The 23,813-nt window shown below is 34.8% G+C and carries 20 protein-coding genes; 6 read left to right on the forward strand and 14 right to left on the reverse strand.

Features of this window, described 5'->3' with window-relative positions; genetic code table 11:
* From ABEG11_RS12305 to ABEG11_RS12330, 6 genes are all read right to left on the reverse strand, one after another.
* The coding region (locus ABEG11_RS12305; protein WP_435302842.1) for a beta strand repeat-containing protein at nucleotides 1-2,684 on the reverse strand (2,684 nt) is incomplete at its 3' end.
* Nucleotides 2,685-2,785: 101 nt separating this feature from the next.
* On the reverse strand, nucleotides 2,786-3,712 hold the full coding sequence (locus tag ABEG11_RS12310; protein ID WP_348824474.1) for a methionyl-tRNA formyltransferase: 927 nt from the start codon (nucleotides 3,710-3,712) through the stop codon (nucleotides 2,786-2,788).
* Nucleotide 3,713: 1 nt separating this feature from the next.
* On the reverse strand, nucleotides 3,714-4,838 hold the full coding sequence (locus tag ABEG11_RS12315; protein ID WP_348824475.1) for an ABC transporter substrate-binding protein: 1,125 nt from the start codon (nucleotides 4,836-4,838) through the stop codon (nucleotides 3,714-3,716).
* Nucleotides 4,839-4,914: 76 nt separating this feature from the next.
* On the reverse strand, nucleotides 4,915-5,463 hold the full coding sequence (locus tag ABEG11_RS12320; protein ID WP_348824476.1) for a phage tail protein: 549 nt from the start codon (nucleotides 5,461-5,463) through the stop codon (nucleotides 4,915-4,917).
* Between the two features lie 29 nt (nucleotides 5,464-5,492).
* The gene (locus ABEG11_RS12325; RefSeq protein ID WP_348824477.1) at nucleotides 5,493-6,044 is read right to left on the reverse strand and encodes a phage tail protein; all 552 of its coding nucleotides are present in this window, start codon (nucleotides 6,042-6,044) and stop codon (nucleotides 5,493-5,495) included.
* A 45-nt stretch (nucleotides 6,045-6,089) separates the two neighbouring features.
* Complete coding sequence (locus ABEG11_RS12330) at nucleotides 6,090-6,638, reverse strand: phage tail protein (RefSeq protein WP_348824478.1); 549 nt, start codon at nucleotides 6,636-6,638, stop codon at nucleotides 6,090-6,092.
* Nucleotides 6,639-7,186: 548 nt separating this feature from the next.
* On the opposite strand from ABEG11_RS12330, the gene ABEG11_RS12335 reads away from it, so the two are divergent.
* The 3 genes from ABEG11_RS12335 (at nucleotide 7,187) to ABEG11_RS12345 (ending at nucleotide 9,885) form a co-directional block, all read left to right on the forward strand.
* The gene (locus ABEG11_RS12335; protein WP_348824479.1) at nucleotides 7,187-7,858 is read left to right on the forward strand and encodes a sensor histidine kinase; all 672 of its coding nucleotides are present in this window, start codon (nucleotides 7,187-7,189) and stop codon (nucleotides 7,856-7,858) included.
* 3 nt (nucleotides 7,859-7,861) lie between these two features.
* A complete protein-coding gene (locus ABEG11_RS12340) occupies nucleotides 7,862-8,527 on the forward strand; it encodes a response regulator (RefSeq protein ID WP_348824480.1) in 666 nt (221 codons plus the stop codon).
* 95 nt (nucleotides 8,528-8,622) lie between these two features.
* Nucleotides 8,623-9,885 carry an asparagine synthetase B gene (locus ABEG11_RS12345; protein ID WP_435302843.1) on the forward strand — a complete coding sequence of 421 codons (1,263 nt, stop codon included), beginning with the start codon at nucleotides 8,623-8,625 and terminating at the stop codon, nucleotides 9,883-9,885.
* A 200-nt stretch (nucleotides 9,886-10,085) separates the two neighbouring features.
* Here ABEG11_RS12345 and ABEG11_RS12350 read toward each other — a convergent pair whose 3' ends face one another.
* From ABEG11_RS12350 to ABEG11_RS12360, 3 genes are all read right to left on the reverse strand, one after another.
* Nucleotides 10,086-10,889: an endonuclease/exonuclease/phosphatase family protein gene (locus tag ABEG11_RS12350; RefSeq protein WP_348824481.1), complete on the reverse strand. Its 804-nt coding sequence runs from the start codon at nucleotides 10,887-10,889 to the stop codon at nucleotides 10,086-10,088.
* Between the two features lie 328 nt (nucleotides 10,890-11,217).
* Nucleotides 11,218-12,096 (reverse strand): Abi family protein, encoded by an 879-nt coding sequence (locus ABEG11_RS12355; protein ID WP_348824482.1) that lies wholly within the window; start codon nucleotides 12,094-12,096, stop codon nucleotides 11,218-11,220.
* Between the two features lie 129 nt (nucleotides 12,097-12,225).
* Complete coding sequence (locus ABEG11_RS12360) at nucleotides 12,226-12,828, reverse strand: master DNA invertase Mpi family serine-type recombinase (RefSeq protein ID WP_348824483.1); 603 nt, start codon at nucleotides 12,826-12,828, stop codon at nucleotides 12,226-12,228.
* A 37-nt stretch (nucleotides 12,829-12,865) separates the two neighbouring features.
* Between ABEG11_RS12360 and ABEG11_RS12365 the strand changes: the two genes are divergently transcribed.
* On the forward strand, nucleotides 12,866-13,504 hold the full coding sequence (locus ABEG11_RS12365) for a TaqI-like C-terminal specificity domain-containing protein (protein ID WP_348824484.1): 639 nt from the start codon (nucleotides 12,866-12,868) through the stop codon (nucleotides 13,502-13,504).
* On the opposite strand, the gene ABEG11_RS12370 is transcribed toward ABEG11_RS12365, so the two are convergent.
* Entirely contained in the window at nucleotides 13,497-17,279 is a 3,783-nt protein-coding gene (locus tag ABEG11_RS12370; protein WP_348824485.1) for a DUF7149 domain-containing protein, read from the reverse strand. The genes ABEG11_RS12365 and ABEG11_RS12370 overlap by 8 nt on opposite strands.
* Before the next feature lie 510 nt (nucleotides 17,280-17,789).
* Here ABEG11_RS12370 and ABEG11_RS12375 point away from each other — a divergent pair.
* A complete protein-coding gene (locus tag ABEG11_RS12375; protein ID WP_348824486.1) occupies nucleotides 17,790-18,542 on the forward strand; it encodes a DUF2490 domain-containing protein in 753 nt (250 codons plus the stop codon).
* 173 nt (nucleotides 18,543-18,715) lie between these two features.
* The gene (gene aspA, locus ABEG11_RS12380) at nucleotides 18,716-20,125 is read left to right on the forward strand and encodes an aspartate ammonia-lyase (RefSeq protein WP_348824487.1); all 1,410 of its coding nucleotides are present in this window, start codon (nucleotides 18,716-18,718) and stop codon (nucleotides 20,123-20,125) included.
* Between the two features lie 175 nt (nucleotides 20,126-20,300).
* Here aspA and rplT read toward each other — a convergent pair whose 3' ends face one another.
* The 4 genes from rplT to thrS all read right to left on the reverse strand — a co-directional run bounded on the left by rplT (nucleotide 20,301) and on the right by thrS (nucleotide 23,619).
* Nucleotides 20,301-20,645: a 50S ribosomal protein L20 gene (gene rplT, locus ABEG11_RS12385; protein WP_194643070.1), complete on the reverse strand. Its 345-nt coding sequence runs from the start codon at nucleotides 20,643-20,645 to the stop codon at nucleotides 20,301-20,303.
* A 147-nt stretch (nucleotides 20,646-20,792) separates the two neighbouring features.
* Nucleotides 20,793-20,990 carry a 50S ribosomal protein L35 gene (rpmI, locus tag ABEG11_RS12390; RefSeq protein ID WP_026727505.1) on the reverse strand — a complete coding sequence of 66 codons (198 nt, stop codon included), beginning with the start codon at nucleotides 20,988-20,990 and terminating at the stop codon, nucleotides 20,793-20,795.
* 109 nt (nucleotides 20,991-21,099) lie between these two features.
* Entirely contained in the window at nucleotides 21,100-21,654 is a 555-nt protein-coding gene (infC, locus tag ABEG11_RS12395) for a translation initiation factor IF-3 (RefSeq protein ID WP_435302844.1), read from the reverse strand.
* Between the two features lie 18 nt (nucleotides 21,655-21,672).
* Nucleotides 21,673-23,619: a threonine--tRNA ligase gene (gene thrS / locus ABEG11_RS12400; RefSeq protein ID WP_348824488.1), complete on the reverse strand. Its 1,947-nt coding sequence runs from the start codon at nucleotides 23,617-23,619 to the stop codon at nucleotides 21,673-21,675.
* Between the last annotated feature and the right edge of the window lie 194 nt (nucleotides 23,620-23,813).

Consider the following 23,813-nt stretch of genomic DNA (forward strand, 5'->3'; position numbering starts at 1 on the left):
TTGTAGGTATATGGTCCAACACCACCAGTAGGAGTAAGGTTGATAGCTCCTGTGTTTCCACCAAAGCATGCAACATTAGTTACTACTGTTGTTCCTGATACAACAGCCGCAGGCTGAGTTACTGTTGGAGAAACTGTTCCCGTACATCCGTTTGCATCAGTGATTGTTACCGAATAAGATCCAGGAGTAAGTCCAGTTCTGTCTTCAGTAGTTGCTCCTCCCACCCAGTTGTAGGTATATGGTCCAACACCACCAGTAGGAGTAAGGTTGATAGCTCCTGTGTTTCCACCAAAGCATGCAACATTGGTCACTACTGTTGTTCCTGATACTGAAGCTGCAGGCTGAGTTACTGTTGGAGAAACCGTTCCGGTACATCCGTTTGCATCAGTGATTGTTACCGAATAGGATCCAGCAGTAAGTCCAGTTCTGTCTTCAGTAGTTATTCCACCGCCCCAGTTAAAGGTATAAGGGCCTGTTCCTCCTGTAGGAGTAAGGTCGATAGCTCCTGTGTTTCCACCAAAGCATGCAACATTAGTTACTACTGTTGTTCCTGATACTGAAGCTGCAGGCTGAGTTATTGTTGGAGAAACCGTTCCCGTACATCCGTTTGCATCAGTGATTGTTACCGAATAAGATCCAGCAGTAAGTCCAGTTCTGTCTTCAGAAGTTATTCCACCGCCCCAGTTAAAGGTATAAGGGCCTGTTCCTCCTGTTGGAGTAAGGTTGATAGCGCCTGTGTTTCCACCGAAGCAGGCAACATTGGTCACGGTTGTGGTTCCAGATATTGCTGTAGGCTGAGTTACCGTAATTCCAGAAACCGTAGCCGTACAGGCATTTGCATCGGTAATGGTTACAGAATATCCACCGGCGGCTAATCCCGTACGGTCTTGGGTAGTAATACCTCCGCCCCAGTTATAAGTGTATCCGGGAGTTCCGCCAGTTGGAGTGAGATCGATTACTCCAGTTGTGCCGCTGTTGCAGGCAACATTGGTCACGGTTGTGGTTCCAGATACTGCTGTAGGCTGAGTTACCGTAATTCCAGAAGCCGTAGTGGTACAGCCGTTGGCATCGGTAATGGTTACAGAATATGTACCTGCAGCCAATGCAGTACGGTCTTGGGTAGTATTCCCACCGACCCAGTTATAAGTGTAACCAGGCGTTCCTCCAGATGGAGTCAGGTCGATTGCTCCGGTTGTTCCGCCATTACAGGCAACATTGGTAACGGTTGTGGATTTAGCTAGTGCTGGAGGTTGCGTAATGGTGAAGTTTTTTGTAATTTGTGTTGATTCACTATCTGTTATTGTACATGTATAACTTCCAGGGAATAATGCAGAAGCCGTAGCACTGGTTCCTCCCGATGGTGACCAGGAATAGCTATAACTTGTTTTTCCACCTGAAGGAGTTACAGTAGCCACACCAGTATTACCTCCATTACAGGATACATTTGTTTGATTAGTTGTGGCAGATAAAGCAGCATTCGTCGTGAAAGTTAAATCGGAGCCATAACTTGTTCCTTGTGAATTGATTGCATAAGCCCTAAAATGGATAGTCGTTCCAGCAGTCAAAGAGGAAATAGTAGCACTAAAAGTTCCAGTTCCACTTCCATTGCTAACTTTAGTATTGGCAGTTGTGGGATTTGCAGTTGTTGCCCAAACAATACCTCTCTCGGATACAGATGCACCTCCATCATTGGTAACATCTCCTCCAAGGACTGCTTTTACAGCACCCACTCCAGTTGCAGCTGTTGTAGTTACTGTTGGAGTAGCAAGAGCAAGAGGTGAAGTAGCAATTAGCCCGCCTGAACCAACTGCAACAAATTGTGTACCCGTAAAAATTACAGAATTAAGTAGATTTGTACCAAGACCAGTTGTGGTTACTTGTGTCCAGGCTTGTCCATCTGGGGAAGCCATAACTGTACTATTTCCTCCTACAGAAACAAATTTATTGCCGGTACTGGTTAAGCCACCAACAATAACACTAGAAACAGGGTTAGTGTTAGCAGTCCAAGTTGAGCCATCAGGAGATGTTAAAACAGGAACACTGATTGCTCCTGCAGCTACAAATTTTCCCATATCATAAATAACTGAAGTCAATTTTGAAGTGGTTCCAGAAGTACGAGGAGTCCAAGTAGTTAAGTTAGTTGAAGTGAGTATTGCACCCTCATCACTAACAGCACAATATGTTCCTGTTCCAAAAGTAACTTCAAGTAACCATGGGACATCACTACCATTTAGAGCGTTTTCCTGTCTTTTTGTCCAACTTGTTCCGTCAGTAGAGGTTGCAATTGCACCGAAATCTCCTACCATAACAAAATTACCATTAATAAACCGAACCCCTGAAAGGTAAATAGTATTAGCAAAGACTGTGGTTGATGCTACAGAACTCCAAGTAATACCATCACTAGAGGTCGTAATTTTGTTATTACCGACGGCTACAAATTTTCCATTTCCGTATGCAATAGAGAATAAAGTAGCAGTATGTCCAGAAGTTCGAGTTGTCCAATTGACAGCATCGGGAGAGGTTAGTATGGTACCACTACCACCTACTGCAACATACAAAGAATTAGCATAGATAATGTCATTTAAAATATTTCCAGTTGAGTTTCGGACAGTCCAAGTATTCTGTGCTTGGAGGCTAAATACAATAAGAAATAAACTTAAAGTATGGAGTAGTTTTGTTTTCATAAGAAGTTGATTTTATATAATGGTTTTGTAAAATCGTTTTAATGATAAAAGAAGAAGTTATATATACTGATATTTTATTGTTGAATATTTTTTATTTTAATCTAATCTAATCTATCTCCTTTACGTAAGCCAAATTGAGTCATTTTATATCCAGGAAAATAGCCTTCTTCAGTATAAACTACTTCTACTTTTATTGCTTTTCCATCTGCACAGGCAATAATTAAACCGTTCGATTCGTCAAGGGCTATTACTGTGCCTGGTATTGTTTCAGCTGTTACTGATGCGAATGAAAGACTGGCATCTGTAATACCAAAAGTCCAACCCTTATATTTTGCAGCGGCTCCTTTTTGCCAAGGATTGCATGCTTTTATTATTGCCCTTACTTCCCATGATGTCATTGTTGTCCAATCTATAAATAAATCTTCCAGTTTGGGATGACTGTACCATTTCGAATTGGCTGTGTTTTGTTTTTCGGGTTTTAATGTTCCGTTTGTCAAGGCCTGTACTAATGGTATCGTAGCTTCTAAACCCGTGTGTGCCAGTTGCCCAATGAGCATTCCAAAACTGGCATCAGGATAGATGTGTACTTCTTTGGTAATCAATACATCTCCAGTGTCTAAATCTTCGTCCATTTGATGCACCGTTACACCACCTGTTGGTTCTCGATTTCGAATCATCCAAAATAAAGGGTTAGGCCCCCTAAATGCGGGCAGGGGAGCATAATGAAAATTAATAAATCCAAATTTGGGTATAGAAAGCACAATTGCTGGAATTTTCCATGGAAATGTTTTAACTAAAACCACATCTGGCTGATGATTTTCAAGCCATAAGGTAAGTTCACTTTCTAAATTATTTTTTTGAAATATCTTAAATGGGATATTTGATGATGCAGATTGTTTTTCCAGAAATAAAGCGGTTTCACTGACACGATCAGAAGTGCCAATTGCAACGACTGATTGCTGTTGAATCAGGTGTTGCAATGCGGGAAATCCTAGTCGGTCGTTGCAGAGTATGGCAATTTTCATCATTTTAGGTGCATAAAAAATTATTCTTCCATCCAGAAGACATTTCTTCTTGTTTTTGAGTCCAGTTATATTGATGCTCTTCCTTGGTTACCTCTAATTTTTCTTCAATTTTCAACATACATTTCCCATCAATATCTGGAACAATTATTCCTTTGTACAACGGAGCATAGCTGGTTTGAGTAACAGGATCAAAAGTTACTGTACCCCGTGGACTTTCGAACGACCAGTCTGCCAAAGATTGCGGACCATTATTCAATAGGCGGATAGCAACTACAGCTGCTTCCCAGCCTAATAGATGAAACAGATTGGCAGCCTTATTTTTTTGTTCACGGATAGTGGTAAGAAATAAATGCTGCGCTTCATTCTCTACAGATGTTGACCAGGGAACTATTGTATGAAATGTTCCAGTAGGAAAATCACATTTGGTTAATAACGTTTCTTCTGCCATAAACGGAGAACAATAAAAAGGGAAAGGTGTTGCCGATTCTCCCTTGTTCTTTAATTCCTTTAAAAAAAGGTCAGTCAGGTAAATGCTAAAATTTGCCATCACGGCCTGAGGTTCATTTTGGTTTAGTAATTCGAGATACTTATCGATAGTGAATTCGCTGATTTTATGGGTGCTAACGTAGTTGCCTGATACAGTTCCTCCTGTTAGATCCAATCCTTTCGTAGCAAAAAGAGATCCCCTATATCCCGCATCAAAAAAAGAATTTGCCATCATTACGTTTCTCTCTCCTTCACCAGCTAATTGACCTAAACGGAAACAGGCATCAATCCCTTGTAAATTGAGAAACCAGTTATTTGGAATTCTATCAATTGTTGCCGTTTGCATTCCTGCGTCCAAAAATAAAAAAGCTCTGCCCGATGACTGTGCCATTTGATAGAGTGGTTCTGCATTTTGAATATTGCTGTAAGCAATTAAAAGTAGGACATCATCCTGTAAAAGTAATTTTTCAGCTTTTGCATAACAGAATTGTTGATCATCTCCAAATCCAATATTTTCAGTAATTAATAGGGGATCTGGGATTCCTAATAAATGCAGGTGTGCTCGCAGTCCATCCAGGATATCAAATCCCATAGCGGGATAGTCAGTTGAGCGAGGTAATAAAAGACCTATTCGTGTAGGCATAATTTTATGAATTAGAAATTGTTAAAAAGGAAATGAAACTTTTTTGTATCTCATTTCCTTTTATAATTAATTGGAATTATTGACGTGGTGGATAAAGTCCAGTTAGGCAAATAATATAATTTAATGCCAAGTACGGATTATTTGATGCTATTGCAGTTGGTGCATTTGATCCTGCGTTTGCCATTGCAAGGTTACCTGCAAAAGGTTTTAAGCCAACATTGGCAGGGGCCCTAAAAGGAGTTGATCCTGCTAAATCTTCACCATATGTATTATTAGTTGTTACAGCTGAGCTAGCACTAGTTGCTGAATCTTGCGCTATAGTATATGCCACAGGATGAGTATGTAATGGTATTTGTTGTGGCGTAATAATAATGGTTTCACTTCCGCCATCTTCCCCAAGGGCGTAAGAACTTAGTCCAGGCCCTTGTCCTGCACCTATCACCGCACGTCCTTGTAAATCAGGAAGTGCAAAGGTAGAGGTTCCGTTGCCGCCATAAGTGGTTCCTAAAATCGAAAATAAAGCTGTATTTCTTTGAATAGGCATTATTTGTCCTTGACATAATGCCCAATTATTTGGCGCAAAATTACCTGCGAAAAGGGTTGTATATCCTATAACTCCATCCATGATATATGTTTTTTAAAATTTTGTAAAGATTAATTTCTTGAAGGGAAAATTCCTTCTACTGCAATAATATAATTCATTGCCAAATAAGGCGAAATGGTTGGAACAGGAGAACTATTTCCTCCGCCAGGGTGGGTAGTAGTTGTACCAGAGTAAGACCCCATGGCTGCGCCAGAGGGAGCTCCATACAGAGTTGCGCCAGAAGCTGGTACAGTTGCACTAGTGGGTGTGTCTACCCCCGTTGTATCTGTTGATCCTTGTGGAGTACCTGTTAATACTGGAGTTAGGTGATTATGTATTGGGAGATTCGTAGTAAGAAGCGTGATATGCTCTGATCCTGCTTTTTGTCCCAGTGCATAATTTGACAAACCTGGTCCTTGACCGATGTGAATGGCTCTACGGCCTCTAAAGTCTGGAAGAGCAAAGGTTATCTGTCCATCACCTCCATAAGTAGTTCCTATTAAGGCAAAAAGAGCATTGTATTCAGCAATGGATAATAATTGTCCTTGACAAAACATCCAGCTTACTGGAGCAAAATTACCAGCAAAGACGGTTACAGTTGCAATATATGGGTCTACAAACATAGTTTTAGTATTTTAATGGGTTATAATATTGTTTTCAAGTGGAATTTAACTACGGCTTGGATATACGCCCGCCATACATATTATATGATTTATTGCCAAGTAAGGAGATTGTACACTAAAAGGTTGACTTCCTCCAGCGTTTTCAATGGTTGCCTGAGCCGACAATAGATTTGCCATAGGAGTATTACTATTGGTACTAAAACTGTTTGCAACACCACTGCCCATATAGTTATCTTTTGGTGAAGCTTCACGTCCAGCTCTATTAATGGCACCCAATGAGAGCGTTACAGCTCCGTTGTGGTTATGGGCAGGCATATTGTTTATTCCCATGAATGCCGTGGTAGTACCACTTAGCTGCCCCAGATTATAGACTGTACCTCCTCCAGCTTGGGAAATACCAGTCCCAACGCCAGTACGTGAACGTAAATCAGGCAATGCAAAATTGTTAATTCCATTGCCGCCATATACGGTTCCCAATAATGAAAATAAAGCCTGATTAGTACTAATTGCAAGTAATTGGCCGCTACATTGCGCCCAATTTTTTGGAGTATCCATATAAGCTACTGCTGTAATCACTGCCATTGTTCCATCCATAATAAATTAAAATATTAAGTTTATAATGCTTTGAAATTTGTTTTTTATTTTAAGAGTAATTATATATTTATTTATAAAATACTGATATATAGTATTTTGTATGTTAAATAATAATATTATTCTTATTTCAAAGTTATTGTATCAATCTATTTCTATTGGAAAAAATGTTATAAACGCACCAATTGATGTCATAAGATTCAAAAATGATACGTAAAAGATCTTCAAAATTTAATTTTTCAAAATATGAGAAAAGTATCAACTGACCAATACCTTTATTTTTAATTTATTTATTGATTATTAGTGAATTTTATAATTGAAAATATAGAATAAAGCTTAAATAGAGTGTAGAGAAATTGGCTGGATATTCTATAGGGGAGAATGATTTTTATTAAATTTTAATCAGCAGAAAAATATTTAATTTGTATAATATTTGTTGTTTTTGATTACTAGTGACACGAAAAAAACATTATTTTGTTAAAAAAATAAATGTAATTTATGAATTAATGAAGAAGAATAATAAATAATAATTAGGTAATTTAGATGTAATTATGGAAAAGAGAGTAGAATTTAATAGTTTAAATATTTCTCCAGGCAAAAACCAATTGTCAGCTGCTGTTCGTGCACTAGAAATGGACAGAAAGCGGATTGCTCAGAATTTGCACGATGAAATCAGCTCAAAGTTAAATGTGATTTCTCTAAATTGTCATTTGTTAAAAATCCCAAATCTGCCTCAAAAGGATATAGAAGAAATTACCAAAAATATTATTGAATATACTTCAAAAGCATTGGACAGCTCTAAAAAACTGACGTACAGCTTACTGCCTCCTGTCTTGGAAAAATTTGGGCTCCATGCAGGAATAGAGGAATTATGTGCTGAATTAATTAATTCTTCAGCTGTTGATATTCAATATGTTAATGCTGTTGAATTTGATTTTAAGGACAATGACAGGCATATACATGTTTTTAGAATCTTACAGGAATTACTCGCTAATTCCTTGCAACATGGAAAAGCGACAATTATTTCTATTCTTTTTGATGAAATAAATGGAAAAAAAACTTGTATTTATACTGATAATGGAATTGGTTTTGATTTGAAGAAAATAGAAAATCATAAAGGTTTTGGAATAAAAAATATGGTAAGCAGAATTACTATTTTAGAAGGAAATATTACAATTGAGTCACAGATGAATGAAGGAATTTCGGTAGTTTTTAATTTTTAAATTATGGATAAAACTATAAAAATAATTTTGGTGGATGATGAAGTGCTTTTCCGAAAGGGAATTTCTTTTCTGTTGAGTAGAGAGGATAATATTGAGGTTCTTTTTGAAGCTTCAAACGGACTTGAGTTAATAGAATTTTTAAAAGAAGATAATCCAAAACCGGATATTATTATCATGGATTTAAAAATGCCTTTTCTTAATGGAATTGAAGCTACCAAAATTATCCGCAGAGATTTGCCAGATATAAAAATTATCGCATTAACCAGTTATGACTCAAAATTATTTATAGCCAATATGATTGATGTGGGAGCAGTTTCATATGTTGTAAAAAATACTACGCCTCAGGACTTATTTGCCACTATTTATGAAGTTGCCGACAAAGGTTTTTATTATTCTGATTATGTTATGAATATTATTCAGGAAGATGTTGTTTCTAATAAAAAAACCAAATCGAGTTTTGATTCTAATTTTATCACTTCAAGGGAATTAGAAGTTCTGCAGCTCATCTGCAAGCAAAAAAGCACGGTTGAAATTGGCGAAAAATTATTTATCAGCCCCAGGACAGTTGAAGGACACAGAAATAATTTACTCTTGAAAACGGAGTCCAAAAATATTGCAGGATTGGTCGTTTTTGCAATCCAGCACGAATTAGTTTCTTTGGATTTATAATAGAAGTCTATGAAAAAGGTTTATTTTGCATAATATAAAAGATAAAATAAGTTCTTTAATTGCTTACCGTTATCTTTGCTTTAAAATAGTATAAAATGATGCGCAAAATATTTCTTTTTACATTTATTTTTCTAATATCCATTTCTTCCAGAGCATCTTTTATTTTGTTGCCAATGGATGAAACTACGCAGCAGAATCATCTTAAAGCATACGGAATTACCTATTGGTGCCTGGCCAGAAACTACAAAGCAAGCTGGCTGCTTAATTACCGTGGAGGTTCTTTTTTATTGCCCGATGACGAAGAAATCAGAAAAGAATGCCAGATAAGAGGCGTAAGTTTTGAAGTACTTTCCGATGCTGAAGAAGCAGCAATACTGAATGAAATTTCCAGCCCGTCACAAAATATGGAAACCGTTATTCTGGAAAAAGCGCCCAAAATTGCGGTTTATACACCAAAAGGAAAACAGCCCTGGGATGACGCAGTAACCCTGGTTTTGACTTATGCCGAAATTCCGTTTACACCTATATATGACGAAGAAGTTTTAAGCGATCAGCTGCTGCTGTATGATTGGCTGCATCTGCATCATGAGGATTACACAGGCCAGTATGGGAAATTTTATGGAGCCTACAAAAATGTTCCTTGGTATATAGATCAAAAAAGAGATGCCGAAGCTTTGGCTCAAAAACTAGGTTATCAAAAGGTTTCTCAGGAAAAAGGAGCCGTTGCCAAAAAAATACGTGATTTTGTAATTGGAGGCGGATTTTTATTTGCCATGTGCTCTGCAACAGATAGTTTTGATATTGCCTTGTCTGCAGATGGCGTTGATATCTGCGAATCGATGTTTGACGGCGATCCAAGCGAGGCCAATTATCAATCCAAGCTGAATTTTGGAAGTACTTTTGCTTTCAAGAATTTTACTTTGGAGCGAAAGCCAGAAGAATATGAATTTTCGAATATTGACATGACTGCCAAAAGGAGGATTCCAATGGATAAAGACTACTTTACCTTGATGGAGTATTCGGCTAAATGGGATTTTATTCCAAGTATGCTGTGCCAAAATCATACTCAATTAATCAAAGGATTTATGGGGCAAACTACCTCCTTTGATTCACAGTTTGTAAAATCAAATGTTTTGATAATGGGAAGCTGTGAGCTCAATGGCGAGGCACGTTACATTCATGGCGAAAAAGGGAAGGGAATGTTTACTTTTTATGGAGGTCATGATCCAGAGGATTATCAGCACCAGGTAGGCGACCCGGCTACAGTACTGGATTTACACCCTAATTCTCCAGGTTACCGATTAATTCTGAATAATGTACTGTTTCCTGCAGCTCGAAAGAAAAAACAGAAAACGTGATTTAGTCCTTACTAATTAGTTTTTAGTTCTTTAGTGAAGAAGCAATTGTTGATTTTTTGAGTTTATAAAATCAGCGCCAATCATCTTGATTAGTTAAATTGACTTTTGGTTACAACCTAAAATAAAATAATTCGCGAATTTGCGGTAATTTATAAGCTTCTATTGTAAAAGATTATAAGTGAATTCGTGGCTAAATTTCGTTAGTTCAAAGAGAATTCAAACCAGATAGGCAGATGATCGGATATTTTTCGGGCTTCTTTTAAGGAAATGAATTTTTCGTAAAACAAAATCACATCCGATTTTAGATAATTAATTGAACTCGTTTTGTAAAACACATTGTCATATTCAGAAGCCAGACAATTAGAACCCTTGCATTTTGTTTTTAAGGAAGTTTTTTGATTTTTTAAAATAGGAGCGAACCCCATTTTCTTCAAAGGCGTAAAAACTGAATGCGACTGAGGGCAGTTGAAATCACCCGCAAACAGCAGATTTAGATTTGGATATTCCTGTGGCAGAAGCTTGAAATATTTAATTTCGGTTTCGGGCTGTTTACTTTTGGTAATGGCATGAAAAGACGCAATTGTTATCATTTTTCCATTAATTTCAAAAGTGGCAAAATAAGGCTCACGGTCGATTTCGAGATGATAATTTCGTTCCAGCCACGGTTTTCCTTTTAGTTTCAAGTTATTGGTCTTCCAAAGAAAAGCATAACGTTCGGTTTTATAGGTACTGCTTGAGGTAGGCTCGCTTATGCGGTAATCCCATTTTGTTCCTTTTCGGTTAAGTTCATCGGCAAGCCTTGCCACAGCCTGAACACCGCCATTACCCGCAACGACTTCCTGAATCGTGACAATATCAAAATCTTTTACAGTATTGGCAATAAAGGCAATCTCCTGATTGGATTTGGATTTTCCAAAATTTTCAAGATTCCATGAAAGAAGTTTGGTTTGAGAGTAAAAAGAATTGAAAAAAAGAAGGAAGAGAAAACAGAATAATTTGTTCATAGATTTGGAATAATGCCCAAAGATAAAGATTGCAAAAGGATTATTAGTCTTCCCAGCTGTAAAGAGATTTGTTAGTCAGCTTCGAGTTTATAGACGTTTCCATCATCATCATGACCTTTTAGTTTGCCATAAGTGTAGATAATTGCTTTTTTATTTTTTTATAAATAATAAGAGTTTCAATTCTGATGCTATTAAATTAAGGGAATAAAAAAACCCAGAGCAAGTCTGGGTTATAATTATTTTTTTAGAGTGCACCATTAAAGCGTAATGAATAATAAGGCACTTTGTATACTGCAAATTTATATATACATTTTTGATTATGCAAGCATTATTTGCTAATTTTTTTATAACCAATTTCTTGTTCGATAATATTTTTAATTGTTTCATTTCCAAAATGTTTTGAAAATAAATCGTCTAACTGATTTTCTGTGTCCTCTTTTCTATTGTCGGAAATCTTGCCTAAAATAAATAATACAACTTTTATGGAATCATCTAAAGAACATCTATTTTGACTGTTAAAATTAATATCAGGAATTGCCGAAATACTTTTCGGTAATTTTAAATCAAATAGAACGCCTCCGTGAGCACATACATTCCTAACGTAAACAATTGTTTCCATTAGATTTATAAATTTTTGTAAATTTTTAATTCCATATAAATTAGCTATTTTTTCTTTAAGAGCAGTATCATTTAAGGATTTAAAGACTTTTAAAATTGCTCCAAAAGTGAAAAATTCTAATGTTTTCCATGCAGGTGCATATTTATCATTGATATATTTTTTGTGATGTAATTTTATGGTTTTGTTATTCTTTATAAAATCTTCATTGTAGTGTTGCTCTATTGAATTTATGAAATCAGAATTAATTACCTTAGGATCAATAAACCAATTCGGAGACGTTTTATGTACATTCGAAACATAATATACTATTTTGGTTCTAAAATTGATTTCAATTCTATTCAAACATTTTAAAAGAATATTTCGTAAATCTACATCCAGATAATATAAGGTAACCGCATCTGAAAATTTTGTTCCCTCTTTAAAATCATGATTTCTGTTTTTTTCAAATGGATTCCAATAAAATCCCAATCGATAATAACCAATATCTAAAAGTATTTCTTTTATTTTTTCTTTATCACAATCAATTACCATTCCTCTTTCTTCCAGTTTCTTTATTTGGTCTCCAAAATTTGTGGCTATATTACCCATTCTAATATCACTTTTATATTGTACAAAGTTTACAATTATTAACTAGAATTGAAAGACAGACTTATACACAATTAGTATGAGTTCTTAACATTAATGTTCTTAATAATTAATTGTATAGGTTTTTGCAAATCAATTTGTTAAAATTCTTTCTTTAGCAAATTTTGTTACAGTAATTCGGTTCACTCCCAGAATTCTGCCGATAGCACTGTAAGATATATTTTTATTTAATAATTTTTGAATTTGTAGCTCTTTGCCTGATAATTTAACTGTAGAAGATTTTCTGCCTAAAGGTCTTCCAAGTATAACACCTTCTGCTTTTTTTCGTGCTAATGCTTCTTTTGTTCTTTGAGAAATTAAATTTCTTTCAATCTCAGCAGATAGGCCGAATGCAAATGCCAATACTTTAGACTGTATGTCTTCGCCTAATCTGTAATTGTCTTTTATTGTCCAAATTTTAACTTCTCGTTTCATACAATAGTTTAAAACTTCCATTATCATGAACAATGAACGACCTAGTCTAGAAAGTTCTGAACAAATAAGAATGTCATCTTTTTTTGTTTTTTTTAAAAGTTTACCGAGTGTTCTCTTTTCAACTTCTTTTGTCCCTGATATTGTTTCTTCTATCCATTTTTCGATAACCAAATTATTCTTTATGGCAAATTGATTGATTTCAAATCGTTGGTTTTCTACAGTTTGTTTGTCTGTACTAACTCTAATGTATCCGTATATCATTTTTATTGTAAAAATAGGGTATTTTAAAAGACCTATTTTGAGAGGACGAGATATTAAACGCTATTCTTATGAATTTGCTGATTTGTATTTAATCGCAACACTACCTAGCTTAAAAATAGATATTGAAGAATATCCTGCTGTAAAACAGCATCTTTTAGATTTTGGTTATGATAGATTAAAACAAACTGGGGATAAAGGAGCAAGAAAAAAGACCAATAATAAATGGTTTGAAACTCAAGATAGTATAAGTTATTGGGAGGATTTTTCTAAACAGAAAATTATATATCCAAACATGACAAAATTTTTGCCTTTTGTTTATGACGAAAAAGGATTTTTAACAAATCAAAAATGTTTTATAATTACAGGTCAAAATATACCCTATTTGACAGCTTTTCTTAATTCATCACTATTTAAATTTTGTTACAAAGAAAATTTTCCTGAACTTCAAGGTGGTACGCGAGAACTAAGTAAAATATATTTTGATAAAATTTTTGTTAAAAAAATTGAACATAATGATGAAGAAAAAATATCTATATTGGTTAATAAAATCCAAGAGTTGAAAATTATAAATGTTTCAACAATTTTACTAGAAAAAGAATTAGATGAATTAATTTTTGATATTCATGAAATTGACTCTAATGATAGAGAGACGATAGGTTATATAGAGATTAAATAGATTTATTTTGAAGCTCAATTAATTCATCATTGCTGAATTTATATAATTCGTAAAAAATTTTATCTAATTGGGTTTCGATTTCGATTATTTCTTTTTCATTTTCTAATTTTTGAATTTCGTCAATCAAACTATCAATTTTTTCCTCTAGAATATTGTCAATTTTAGGAATTGTTAAATTATCAAAGGCTTGAACACTTATTAATAAATCACCTGTACCTGTTTTTGGAGAGTCTTTTAAAATATAATTACCAATTTTTGAATTAAAAAAAGCGGTTAAATATTTAATGCTTTTACCAACTGCGAAGCAAGTGCTGTCTAAAGAAATACAGCCCGATTCATCATAACTAAAACGTAAAATCGAGCCAATTCTTTTCCAAACAATTTTCTGTTTAGAAAAATCCTCCCAATAGTTAGAACCCCATCTTTGAAGAGCATACCATTCATATCTGATTCCTGTTTCTGATTTATTTCTATTAGATAATCCTTTTTTATGTTTTAACAAATGATTATAAATAGCAGGATATTGAATTTTAAATTCTTCCTCAGCTATGTCTGATGCTCCTGTTATTGATAAATCATTATGAAGTGGAAAATGCCATGGAATATATAGTAACCATAAATCCGCAAAATCATAACTGTATTTTTTTATATCCCTGCCACGTAAAATAGGTCTAATAATCTCTACACTTTTTGGGTCTTCTTTGATTAGTTCATCTCTTTTTTTTCCGTCAATTATAAAAGCTTCATTATAACCAGTCAAAATTCCTCGGTATATATTAATATCCCAGTCTTTTAATGGTGTTCCAATTTTTTCTATTTTTTCTTTTATTCTTTTTTCGATAGAAGATAAAACTACCCAGCTTTCATTTTTAAAATATGTAGAAGTAGAATTATTTTGGATAAAGTCTTCAAATGATTCATGAGTGAAATCCTTATTTAGTAAACAGGCATTTGTTGGAGTTTCGTATTTTGCTTTAGTGCCTATTAATATATTGGTATCTACTGTTGCAGAATCAAATACTTGCACACCACCAAAATCAAGTAATAAGATAGGATTTGTTTTTTGCACAAAATAGTTACGAAGACTTTCGCCATAAGCAGCACGCATCCATTTGTTTGAAGTTATATAAGTCAATATTCCTTTTTCATGAAGAATGTTAAAACCTAATTCATAAAACAAACTATAAATGTCGCCTGTTTTAGTATAAGTTTCAAAATTCATTTTTTCCAGAAAAGCACCATCGGCTCCCATTTTTTGTAATTGGATATAAGGTGGATTGCCAATTATTGCATCAAATCCAACAAAATCACCTTCATTATTCAAAATGTCAGGAAATTCGAAACGCCATTCAAAAGCATTTTCATAAATTTTGTTTGATTTTATTTCTTCGATTTCGTTATCCAGTTTTTTAATTTCTTCAGAAATAGTTTTTACTTTTTTGTTTCGTTCTGTTTCTTCTTTTTTACTTAGCTCAAACAAACCCGTTTGAGAAGTAAGTATTTGGTGTTCTCCCTTAAGCTTATAAAGCTTGATTAGTTTTGGGTCGTTGGCATTAATTTCGGTTCTAAAATTGGTTTTTATTTCCCCAATTAAATCTTCCATTTCCCTTTTTTGCTCTTTGCTATCAGCATTACGATAGGTGTTTACAGCATTTTTATAAATCTCAATAGAAAGTTTGCTTTTCTTTAAGGCCTCCTTTAAATCGGCATTTAATTCGAATCGACTAATTAATGAATTACCGCATTTTATATTTATATCTATATTTGGAAGGGTTTCTAATTCATTAGTATTTGGCTTATAATATGCATTTTTAAGTAACTCAATCCATAAACGTAAACGGCAAATTTTTACTGAGTTAGGATTAATATCTACTCCAAATAAACAATTCTCAATAATGGTTTGTTTCTCATGAAATAGGGTTTCCTGAATTCGTTGGCTTTCTTTATTGTTGGGGTTGTACAGGAACGGGATACCATCTTCATCGGTTACCATCAACTCATCATTGACCACTTCAAATTGGTATTCTTTCAGGCGTTGACCATTATGGTCTTGCAGTACCCGTAAGTCGTTTTTTATGGCAATGATTTCATTTAATGCCGAGACCAAGAAGTGACCGGAACCTACTGCGGGATCACAGATTTTTAGATTATTAATAATGGTATTGGCTTCTTTCCTGTCCTCGATCTTCTCATATAGTTCTTCAAAATTAGAGACTTCCCAATTTTTGGTTTCATTAAATTTTTGTACAACGGCTCTGCGTATCGTTTCCTTGCACATATACATGGTAATGAAACTGGGGGTAAAGAAGGAGCCGTCTTTGTAACCGTTTATTTTCTCAAAAATCAATCCTAATACCGAGGCATTAATCAAGGTTTTATTCTCTTCTTGAATGTCTTCGCTTCCTTCGCTCGCAAAATCATAAGCATCCAGAAACGATAAGAAATAAGTGAGTGGATTTTTTGCACCAGTTTCTTTCTTCCCTTGATTGTCCTTAATTACAGTATTCGAAAGTAACGGCAGGGTAACATTGTCTTCCAGTTGAGATACAAATAATGTTTCGTGTTCCAAGTCGGTTGGTTCAAAAAGAGAACTGTTCAGGTACGGAACTTTTGCAAAAGCACTTACACGATCGTTGCGCTCATTGGGTTTTCTGGCCAAAACCATAAAAAATAAAGTATTCAGGCTGTCATAATCATTAATCAAGGCTGAATTTAAGAAAGCATAACTTTTATCTCCTTTGTGATAAGATATGAGTTGCGCTTCGAGTAATTTTAAAAATAAAATACGATTAACCCATGTAATTGTTAATTCGAGTGCCACATTAAACAATCGTTCTGTATGAGTATCTCCGTATTGTTTAACATTCTTTAGGCGTGAAATTTTATCCAGACTATCGAGCTGGTCTACAGCATTTTCTAATAAAGAACCTGAATTTCTTTTTCCTTCTTTGTGGCGCTGAATGAGTTTTTTACCACCTTCTTTTACTTCGTCAAGCCCAATAATATGGAGTAACTCACTATAGAAATTTTTGTCTAATGAGTTACTGTCATTTACAAATGACAATTTTAATAAATGCTCAGGAGAAAGTAATTTGAATAATGCTACTAATGATTTATCGTCTTCCTTGTTTGCGTTCCGCAATGGTTTGTCATATTTACGAATATCAAAATAAGCAAATTCAATGCTGTTTTGTAGTTCTTCGATAAATGGTTTAGCAATTTCTTTGTAGAAATAATCAGTTGTTTTTCCAGATAATCTGCCTTCTTCAAAATCTGTAAACTTTTTTACAAAGGACTTGTTTTCGGCAAATATTTTGTTGAACAATTGTGCGTCAAAAACAAACCATTCGTAAATATTGGTAACAACGAGATGTTTTAATTCGGTATTTTTATGAGTAATGCGTTCTCGCATATAATATAAAACCAGCTCCTGCAACGCTTTTCCGTTAAGGTTACTTATGGTAATCATTTCGGATTTGTTGATAGGGCTTTTGGCTTCAATGATAACTCCTACATTAGTTTTTGCATCCTTTCCATTATGTATTACCAGATCATTGCGCCCTTTTGTATTTACTGAATAATTAGGATCATAATAGGTTTTCTTCAAGAAATCAATTACTAAGTTTTTATGAAACTCCTCGCTTTCTTTTTCATTTATAGAATCTAAAATTTGAATTAGATTTGTTTTGAAACCTTCAATGTGAATACGGTTAGGTTTTATCTTAAGAAAGGCTTTATTGATAGCTTTACGAGGTTCTAGAAGTATAGTATTCATGTGTTTAATAAAATAGATTCATTGTTGTCAAACATAACAATAAAAAACGGTTAAACAAATTGTGTTTGTCATCTTTATCAGCTAATATTTTTAGCGGTATACCTTTGACTTTTATAGATTGTAGAAAACCTATTACCAATTATATCATTCAGAAATATAAATTGAACTGCAAAGATTAGGAGTAAGGAAATCATAATTTTTTATGACTGTCCGTAATTCATACTATGATCTAAATATTGAAAAATATACTTTGCGTCTCTGCGCCTTTGCGTGAAATTAGGCTCGCAAAGGCGCAGAGACGCAAAGAACAGTAAGTGTTAAGTTTGCAAAAAATTCGATAACTTATCTATTATGAGAGTTGGTACTAGTCACGGATAGTCATATAATTTTTAATTCTCCAAAATGATAAATGTCATATTAGAATAATGAAATGTGAAGTATTTTTACTGAGCAAAATCCGAAATAGTATTTTGTTCAGCAGTTACTTTTTGATCTTAATCACAAATCATTTTGAAAAATCTATCTAAAGTTCTCGTTCTATTGTTTCCCATTTTAATCTTTGGTCAAGCTGCCAAAAAAGAAGTAAACCAGCAGATCCAAACTTGGGTCTCATTGAATACCGTGACAAAATTTGCTGATCACTGGGGAGTTGTCGCCGATGTACATGTTCGGGAAGATGGTTTTTTTGAAAGTAATAATTTTTATTTTTTAAGAGGAGGAATTTCATATATTCCAAATGCTTCAGTTTCAGTTACCGGCGGTTACGCACACATGTGGCTGGCACCCGCTAAGGAAGGTTGGTCATCATATTCTGATGAGAACAGAATTTACGAACAGGCACAGCTGACCACCAAAATTGGTAATGTAAGCGTACTGCAGAGACTTCGTAACGAGCAGAGATGGCATGAAATAATGATTAACGACAGGCCATCAGGTGAAACCCGTTTTACTGACAGGGTGCGGTATTTGGCCAGTTTTACTATTCCTGTGTTTAGTGATAAAAAAATGCCTTCATTAGTGCTTTCGGATGAGCTATTGATTCAATTCGGAAAAGATATTGTTTATAATACATTTGATCAGAACAGGTTATTTATTGGAATTAAGCAGAATATCAGTCCCAAATTCAGCTATGATTTAGGATATATGAATGTCTATCAGCAAAAGATTGTCGGTAATAAATACGACATGAACCACACTATCCGATTGTTTTTCTATCTCAATTCATCAATAAAACACAGCTCTTCAAAATCTGGACATTCTTAAGATATTCATTTTTCCAAATTAAGGTTCAGATTCTTTTATTGTTATTTATTAACTTTAATGCTGATTATAGGTTTACTATAATAGCATATGAAATGCTATAACGGATATTGGTGCCAAAACCAATTGCAGTATGAGGGTTTCATTTGAAGTTAAAAAACAATAAATTTCGATATATGAAAACAACAAGAAAAGAGCACGATTTTTTAGGCGAATTGGAAATTCCCGATCATTTGTATTACGGAATACAGACTTTTAGAGCTGTAGATAATTTTAATATTACTGGTATTCCAATTTCTAAAGCTCCTTTATTTATTAAAGCATTAGGATATGTTAAGAAAGCCGCTGCAATGGCTAATCTAGATTGTGGTGCTTTAGATGCTAAAGTTGTTGAAGCAATTTGTTATGCCTGTGATCAGATAATTGCCGGCAAGTTTAATCAGGAATTTGTAAGTGATTTAATTCAGGGCGGTGCCGGAACATCTGTAAATATGAATGCCAATGAAGTAATTGCTAATATTGGCTTAGAATATCTTGGATATAAAAAAGGGGAGTATAAATATCTCCACCCAAACAATCACGTTAATTGCTCTCAATCAACTAATGATGCTTATCCTTCGGCTTTTAGAATTGCTGTTTATTTAAAAATGGAATTTTTCATCAAGACTTTAGAAGATTTAGAAGTTTCTTTTACTGCAAAAGGAAATGAGTTTAGTAAAGTTTTAAAGATGGGTCGTACCCAATTGCAAGATGCGGTTCCAATGACTTTGGGACAGGAATTCCATTCTTATGCAACCACTATTGGCGAAGATATTAGGCAATTGCGTATTGCCCAAAGTTTAGTTTTGGAAATTAATATGGGAGCAACAGCTATTGGAACCAAAGTAAATGCTCCAGAAGGTTATCCAGAGATCTGCGTCAATTATTTAGCCAAGGAAATTGGAATTCCCTTAACCTTATCCCCAGATTTAATCGAAGCTACTGTTGATACGGGTGCCTATGTGCAGATTATGGGAACGATGAAAAGAACGGCTGTCAAGATTTCTAAAATCTGCAATGATTTGAGATTATTGAGTTCAGGGCCTAGAACCGGACTAAATGAAATTAATCTGCCTCCGCGCCAGCCAGGTTCGTCAATTATGCCGGGAAAAGTTAATCCAGTTATTCCTGAGGTTGTCAATCAAACTTGTTTTTATGTGGTAGGACAGGATTTAACAGTGACTATGGCGGCCGAAGCAGGACAGTTACAATTAAATGTGATGGAACCGGTAATTGCTTTTGCAATGTTTACATCCTTGGATTATTTGACTAAAGCTATCCAGACTTTAATCGAGAAGTGTATTAATGGTATAACTGCAAATGAGCAGCATTGTTATAATATGGTAATGAACAGTATCGGGATTGTTACCCAGCTCAATCCTATTTTGGGATACGAAGAAAGTGCCAGTATTGCAGGGGAGGCATTAAAAACAGGTAAAAGCGTACATCAAATTGCAGTTATTGAACGTAAATTAATAACTCAGGATAAATGGGATGAAATTTATTCATTAGATAACTTAATCAATCCCAAATTTATTACTTCATAATTTTTTTTGATTGTTAACACGACTCGAATAAACCATTTAGGATTAAAAAAATATTCCAATTTTAACACCCTCTCTTTTAGAGAGGGCTGGGGTGAGGATAAAACAAGAAAAGCCCAATCGTGAGATTGGGCTTTTCAATATAAGTAAGTAATTCTAAATTGAGTTTATATAACGTCTATTTTACTTTATTAAGTACTGCTTTGAAAGCTTCTGGGTGATTCATCGCTAAATCAGCAAGAACTTTACGGTTCAATTCGATTCCGTTAGCTTTTACTTTACCCATGAATTGAGAATATGACATTCCTTCCAATCTAGCTCCAGCGTTGATACGCTGAATCCATAATGCACGGAAATTTCTTTTATTCGCTTTTCTATCGCGGTATGCGTAGCACATTGCTTTTTCTACCGCGTTTTTAGCAACTGTCCAAACGTTTTTACGTCTGCCAAAGAAACCTTTGGCTTGCTTCATTATTTTTTTTCTTCTTGCTCTTTTAGCAACTGAATTTACCGATCTTGGCATAATTTTATTTTTTTTTTGTAGCAGGCGCCCTGAATTTAATCAAAGGAACTTATGGCCATACTCCAAGGTTATTAAATTTGTTTTTAACCTAAAGAAATCTATAAGCTTTAGTCTTAATACTTAATTCTCAAGACTTGATACCTTTTATTAGATAATTCTTAATTGTTGTTTGATGCTTTTCATATCTGTTTGGTGAACTAGCGCTGAGTGAGTCAAAGCCAATTTACGTTTTTTAGATTTTTTAGTCAAGATATGACTTTTAAAAGCATGCTTTCTTTTAATCTTACCAGAGCCAGTAACTTTGAAACGTTTTTTGGCGCTAGATTTTGTTTTCATTTTAGGCATTTTTTCCTAGTGTTTTAATTTATTATTACTTACTTATCTTTTAAGTGAAAAGCCATTAGGCAATAGTCATTAGTTATAAAACTTTTGGCTAATGCCTTTTGCCTAATTACTATTTTTTCTTTTTTGGAGCAATGAACATAATCATTCTTTTACCTTCAAGAACTGGCATCGCTTCAACTTTTCCGTATTCCTCCAAGTCCGTAGCCAATCTTAATAAAAGGATTTGCCCTTGGTCTTTATAGATGATAGAACGTCCTTTAAAGAAAACAAACGCTTTTAGCTTAGATCCTTCTTTTAAGAATTTCTCAGCATTTTTTTTCTTGAATTCGTAATCGTGCTCATCTGTCTGAGGACCAAAACGGATTTCTTTTACTACAATTTGAGTAGACTTTGCTTTAAGTTCTTTTTCACGTCTTTTCTGTTCGTAAAGGAACTTTTTATAGTCCATTATTTTACATACAGGCGGTTCTGCATTAGGAGAAATTTCAACCAGATCCAATTCCAGCTGGTCGGCTAATTTTAAAGCTTCAGAAGTTTTGTAAACGCCTGTTTCTACATTATCTCCTACGAGACGTACTTCCGGCACACGAATAAGATTATTTATTCTGTGAGCATCTTTCTTTTCTACTCGAGGTTGGTAACCTCTATTGCTTCTTATTGCTATGGCTTTATAATTTTTAAGTTAAACTGTAAATACTTTTAATGTCTTTTTTATTTCTTCGTCAATAATAGCAGTAAATTCTTCTATTGTTGCGCTGGTATTTCCTTTTCCTTCCTGACCTTTACGGCGAATAGAAATGGTTCCATTTTTCTCTTCTTCTTCACCAACAATCAGCATAAATGGGATCTTTTGAATCTCTGCATCTCTGATTTTTTTTCCAATTGTCTCGTTTCTGTTGTCAATTAGGGCGCGAATTTCGTGATTTTCTAGCAGATTCAAAACTTTTTTAGCATAATTTTCATATTTCTCGCTCAATGACAGTATAATTACTTGTTCCGGCATTAACCAAAGAGGGAAATTTCCTGCTGTATGTTCTAATAAAATCGCTATGAAACGTTCCATAGAACCAAATGGAGCTCTGTGTATCATTACCGGTCGATGTAATTCGTTATCAGAGCCTTTGTAAGTCAGTTCAAAACGTTCTGGTAAATTGTAATCTACCTGAATTGTTCCTAACTGCCATTGTCTTCCTAAGGCATCTTTTACCATAAAATCCAGTTTTGGGCCATAAAAAGCGGCCTCACCATATTCTACAACAGTATTTAAGCCTTTATCTGCGGCAGCGTTGATAATTGCGTTTTCTGCTTTCTCCCAGTTTTCGTCTGAACCAATGTATTTGTCTCTGTTTTCCTGGTCTCTCAAAGAAATCTGAGCTGTAAAGTTTTCAAAACCTAATGAGCCAAATACATAAAGTACCAAGTCAATTACTTTTTTAAATTCTTCGTCCAATTGTTCTGGTGTACAGAATATATGTGCATCATCCTGAGTAAACCCGCGAACACGAGTCAATCCGTGCAATTCACCACTTTGTTCGTATCTGTAAACAGTTCCAAATTCAGCATAGCGTTTTGGTAAATCTTTGTATGACCAAGGTCTTACATTATAGATTTCGCAGTGGTGAGGGCAGTTCATGGGTTTTAATAAAAACTCTTCGCCTTCAGCTGGAGTATTAATTGGCTGAAAACTGTCAGCACCATATTTAGCATAATGTCCAGAAGTCACATATAATTCTTTCTGTCCAATATGTGGTGTAACAACCTGCTCGTAACCTGCTTTTTTCTGTGCTTTTTTCAAAAATTGCTCCAAACGGTCTCTCAAAGCAGCTCCTTTTGGCAGCCACAATGGCAATCCTTGACCAACTTTTTGAGAAAAAGCAAATAATTCCAGTTCTTTCCCTAGTTTTCTATGATCACGGCGTTTTGCCTCTTCCAATAATTCTAGATATTCAGTTAAATCTTTCTGTTTTGGAAATGAAGTTCCATAAACACGTGTCAGCTGTTTGTTTTTCTCGTCACCTCTCCAGTATGCGCCAGCGATACTCATTACTTTCATCGCTTTGATGATTCCGGTATTTGGAATATGGCCTCCGCGGCATAAGTCGGTAAAAGTATCGTGGTCACAAAAAGTGATAGTTCCATCTTCAAGGTTAGTAATCAGTTCAGTTTTGTAAACATTGTCTTTGTACATTTCCAAAGCTTCTGCTTTTGTAACAGGACGCATTTTGAATTCATGTTTTCCTCTTGAAATTTCAAGAACACGGTCTTCAATTTTCTTAAAATCAGCTTCAGTGATTTTTTGGTCACCAAAATCAACGTCATAATAAAAACCGTTTGCTATAGCAGGTCCAAGAGTCAGCTGTATTCCAGGATACATCTCCTCAAGAACTTGCGCCATAACGTGCGAAGTCGAATGCCAGAAAGCTTTCTTGCCATCAGCATCATTCCATGTATATAATGTAAGACTGCCGTCCGTGGTCAATGGAGTAGATGTTTCAATAGTTGTGCCATTAAAAGAAGCAGAAATAACATTTCTTGCAAATCCTTCACTGATGCTTTTTGCAACATCCATCGGAGCTGCTCCAGGAGCAAACTCTCTAACTGACCCATCGGGCAAAGTAATCTTAATCATTGTTTTTTATATTTTAAGATTGCAAATATAAAGTATTAACAAAACACATACAATAGTGATTGGAGGTTTGTTCTATATAAGATTAAAATCGAATCTGGAGTTAACATGTGGTAGAATAATCAGGAGCATTCTCCAGCTGTTCACTGTATCTATTGTCCCGAACCCCGGGACAATAGGATGCCGTTTCCATCTGG

Source organism: Flavobacterium aestuarii (assembly GCF_040049115.1).
Lineage (GTDB): Bacteria > Bacteroidota > Bacteroidia > Flavobacteriales > Flavobacteriaceae > Flavobacterium > Flavobacterium aestuarii.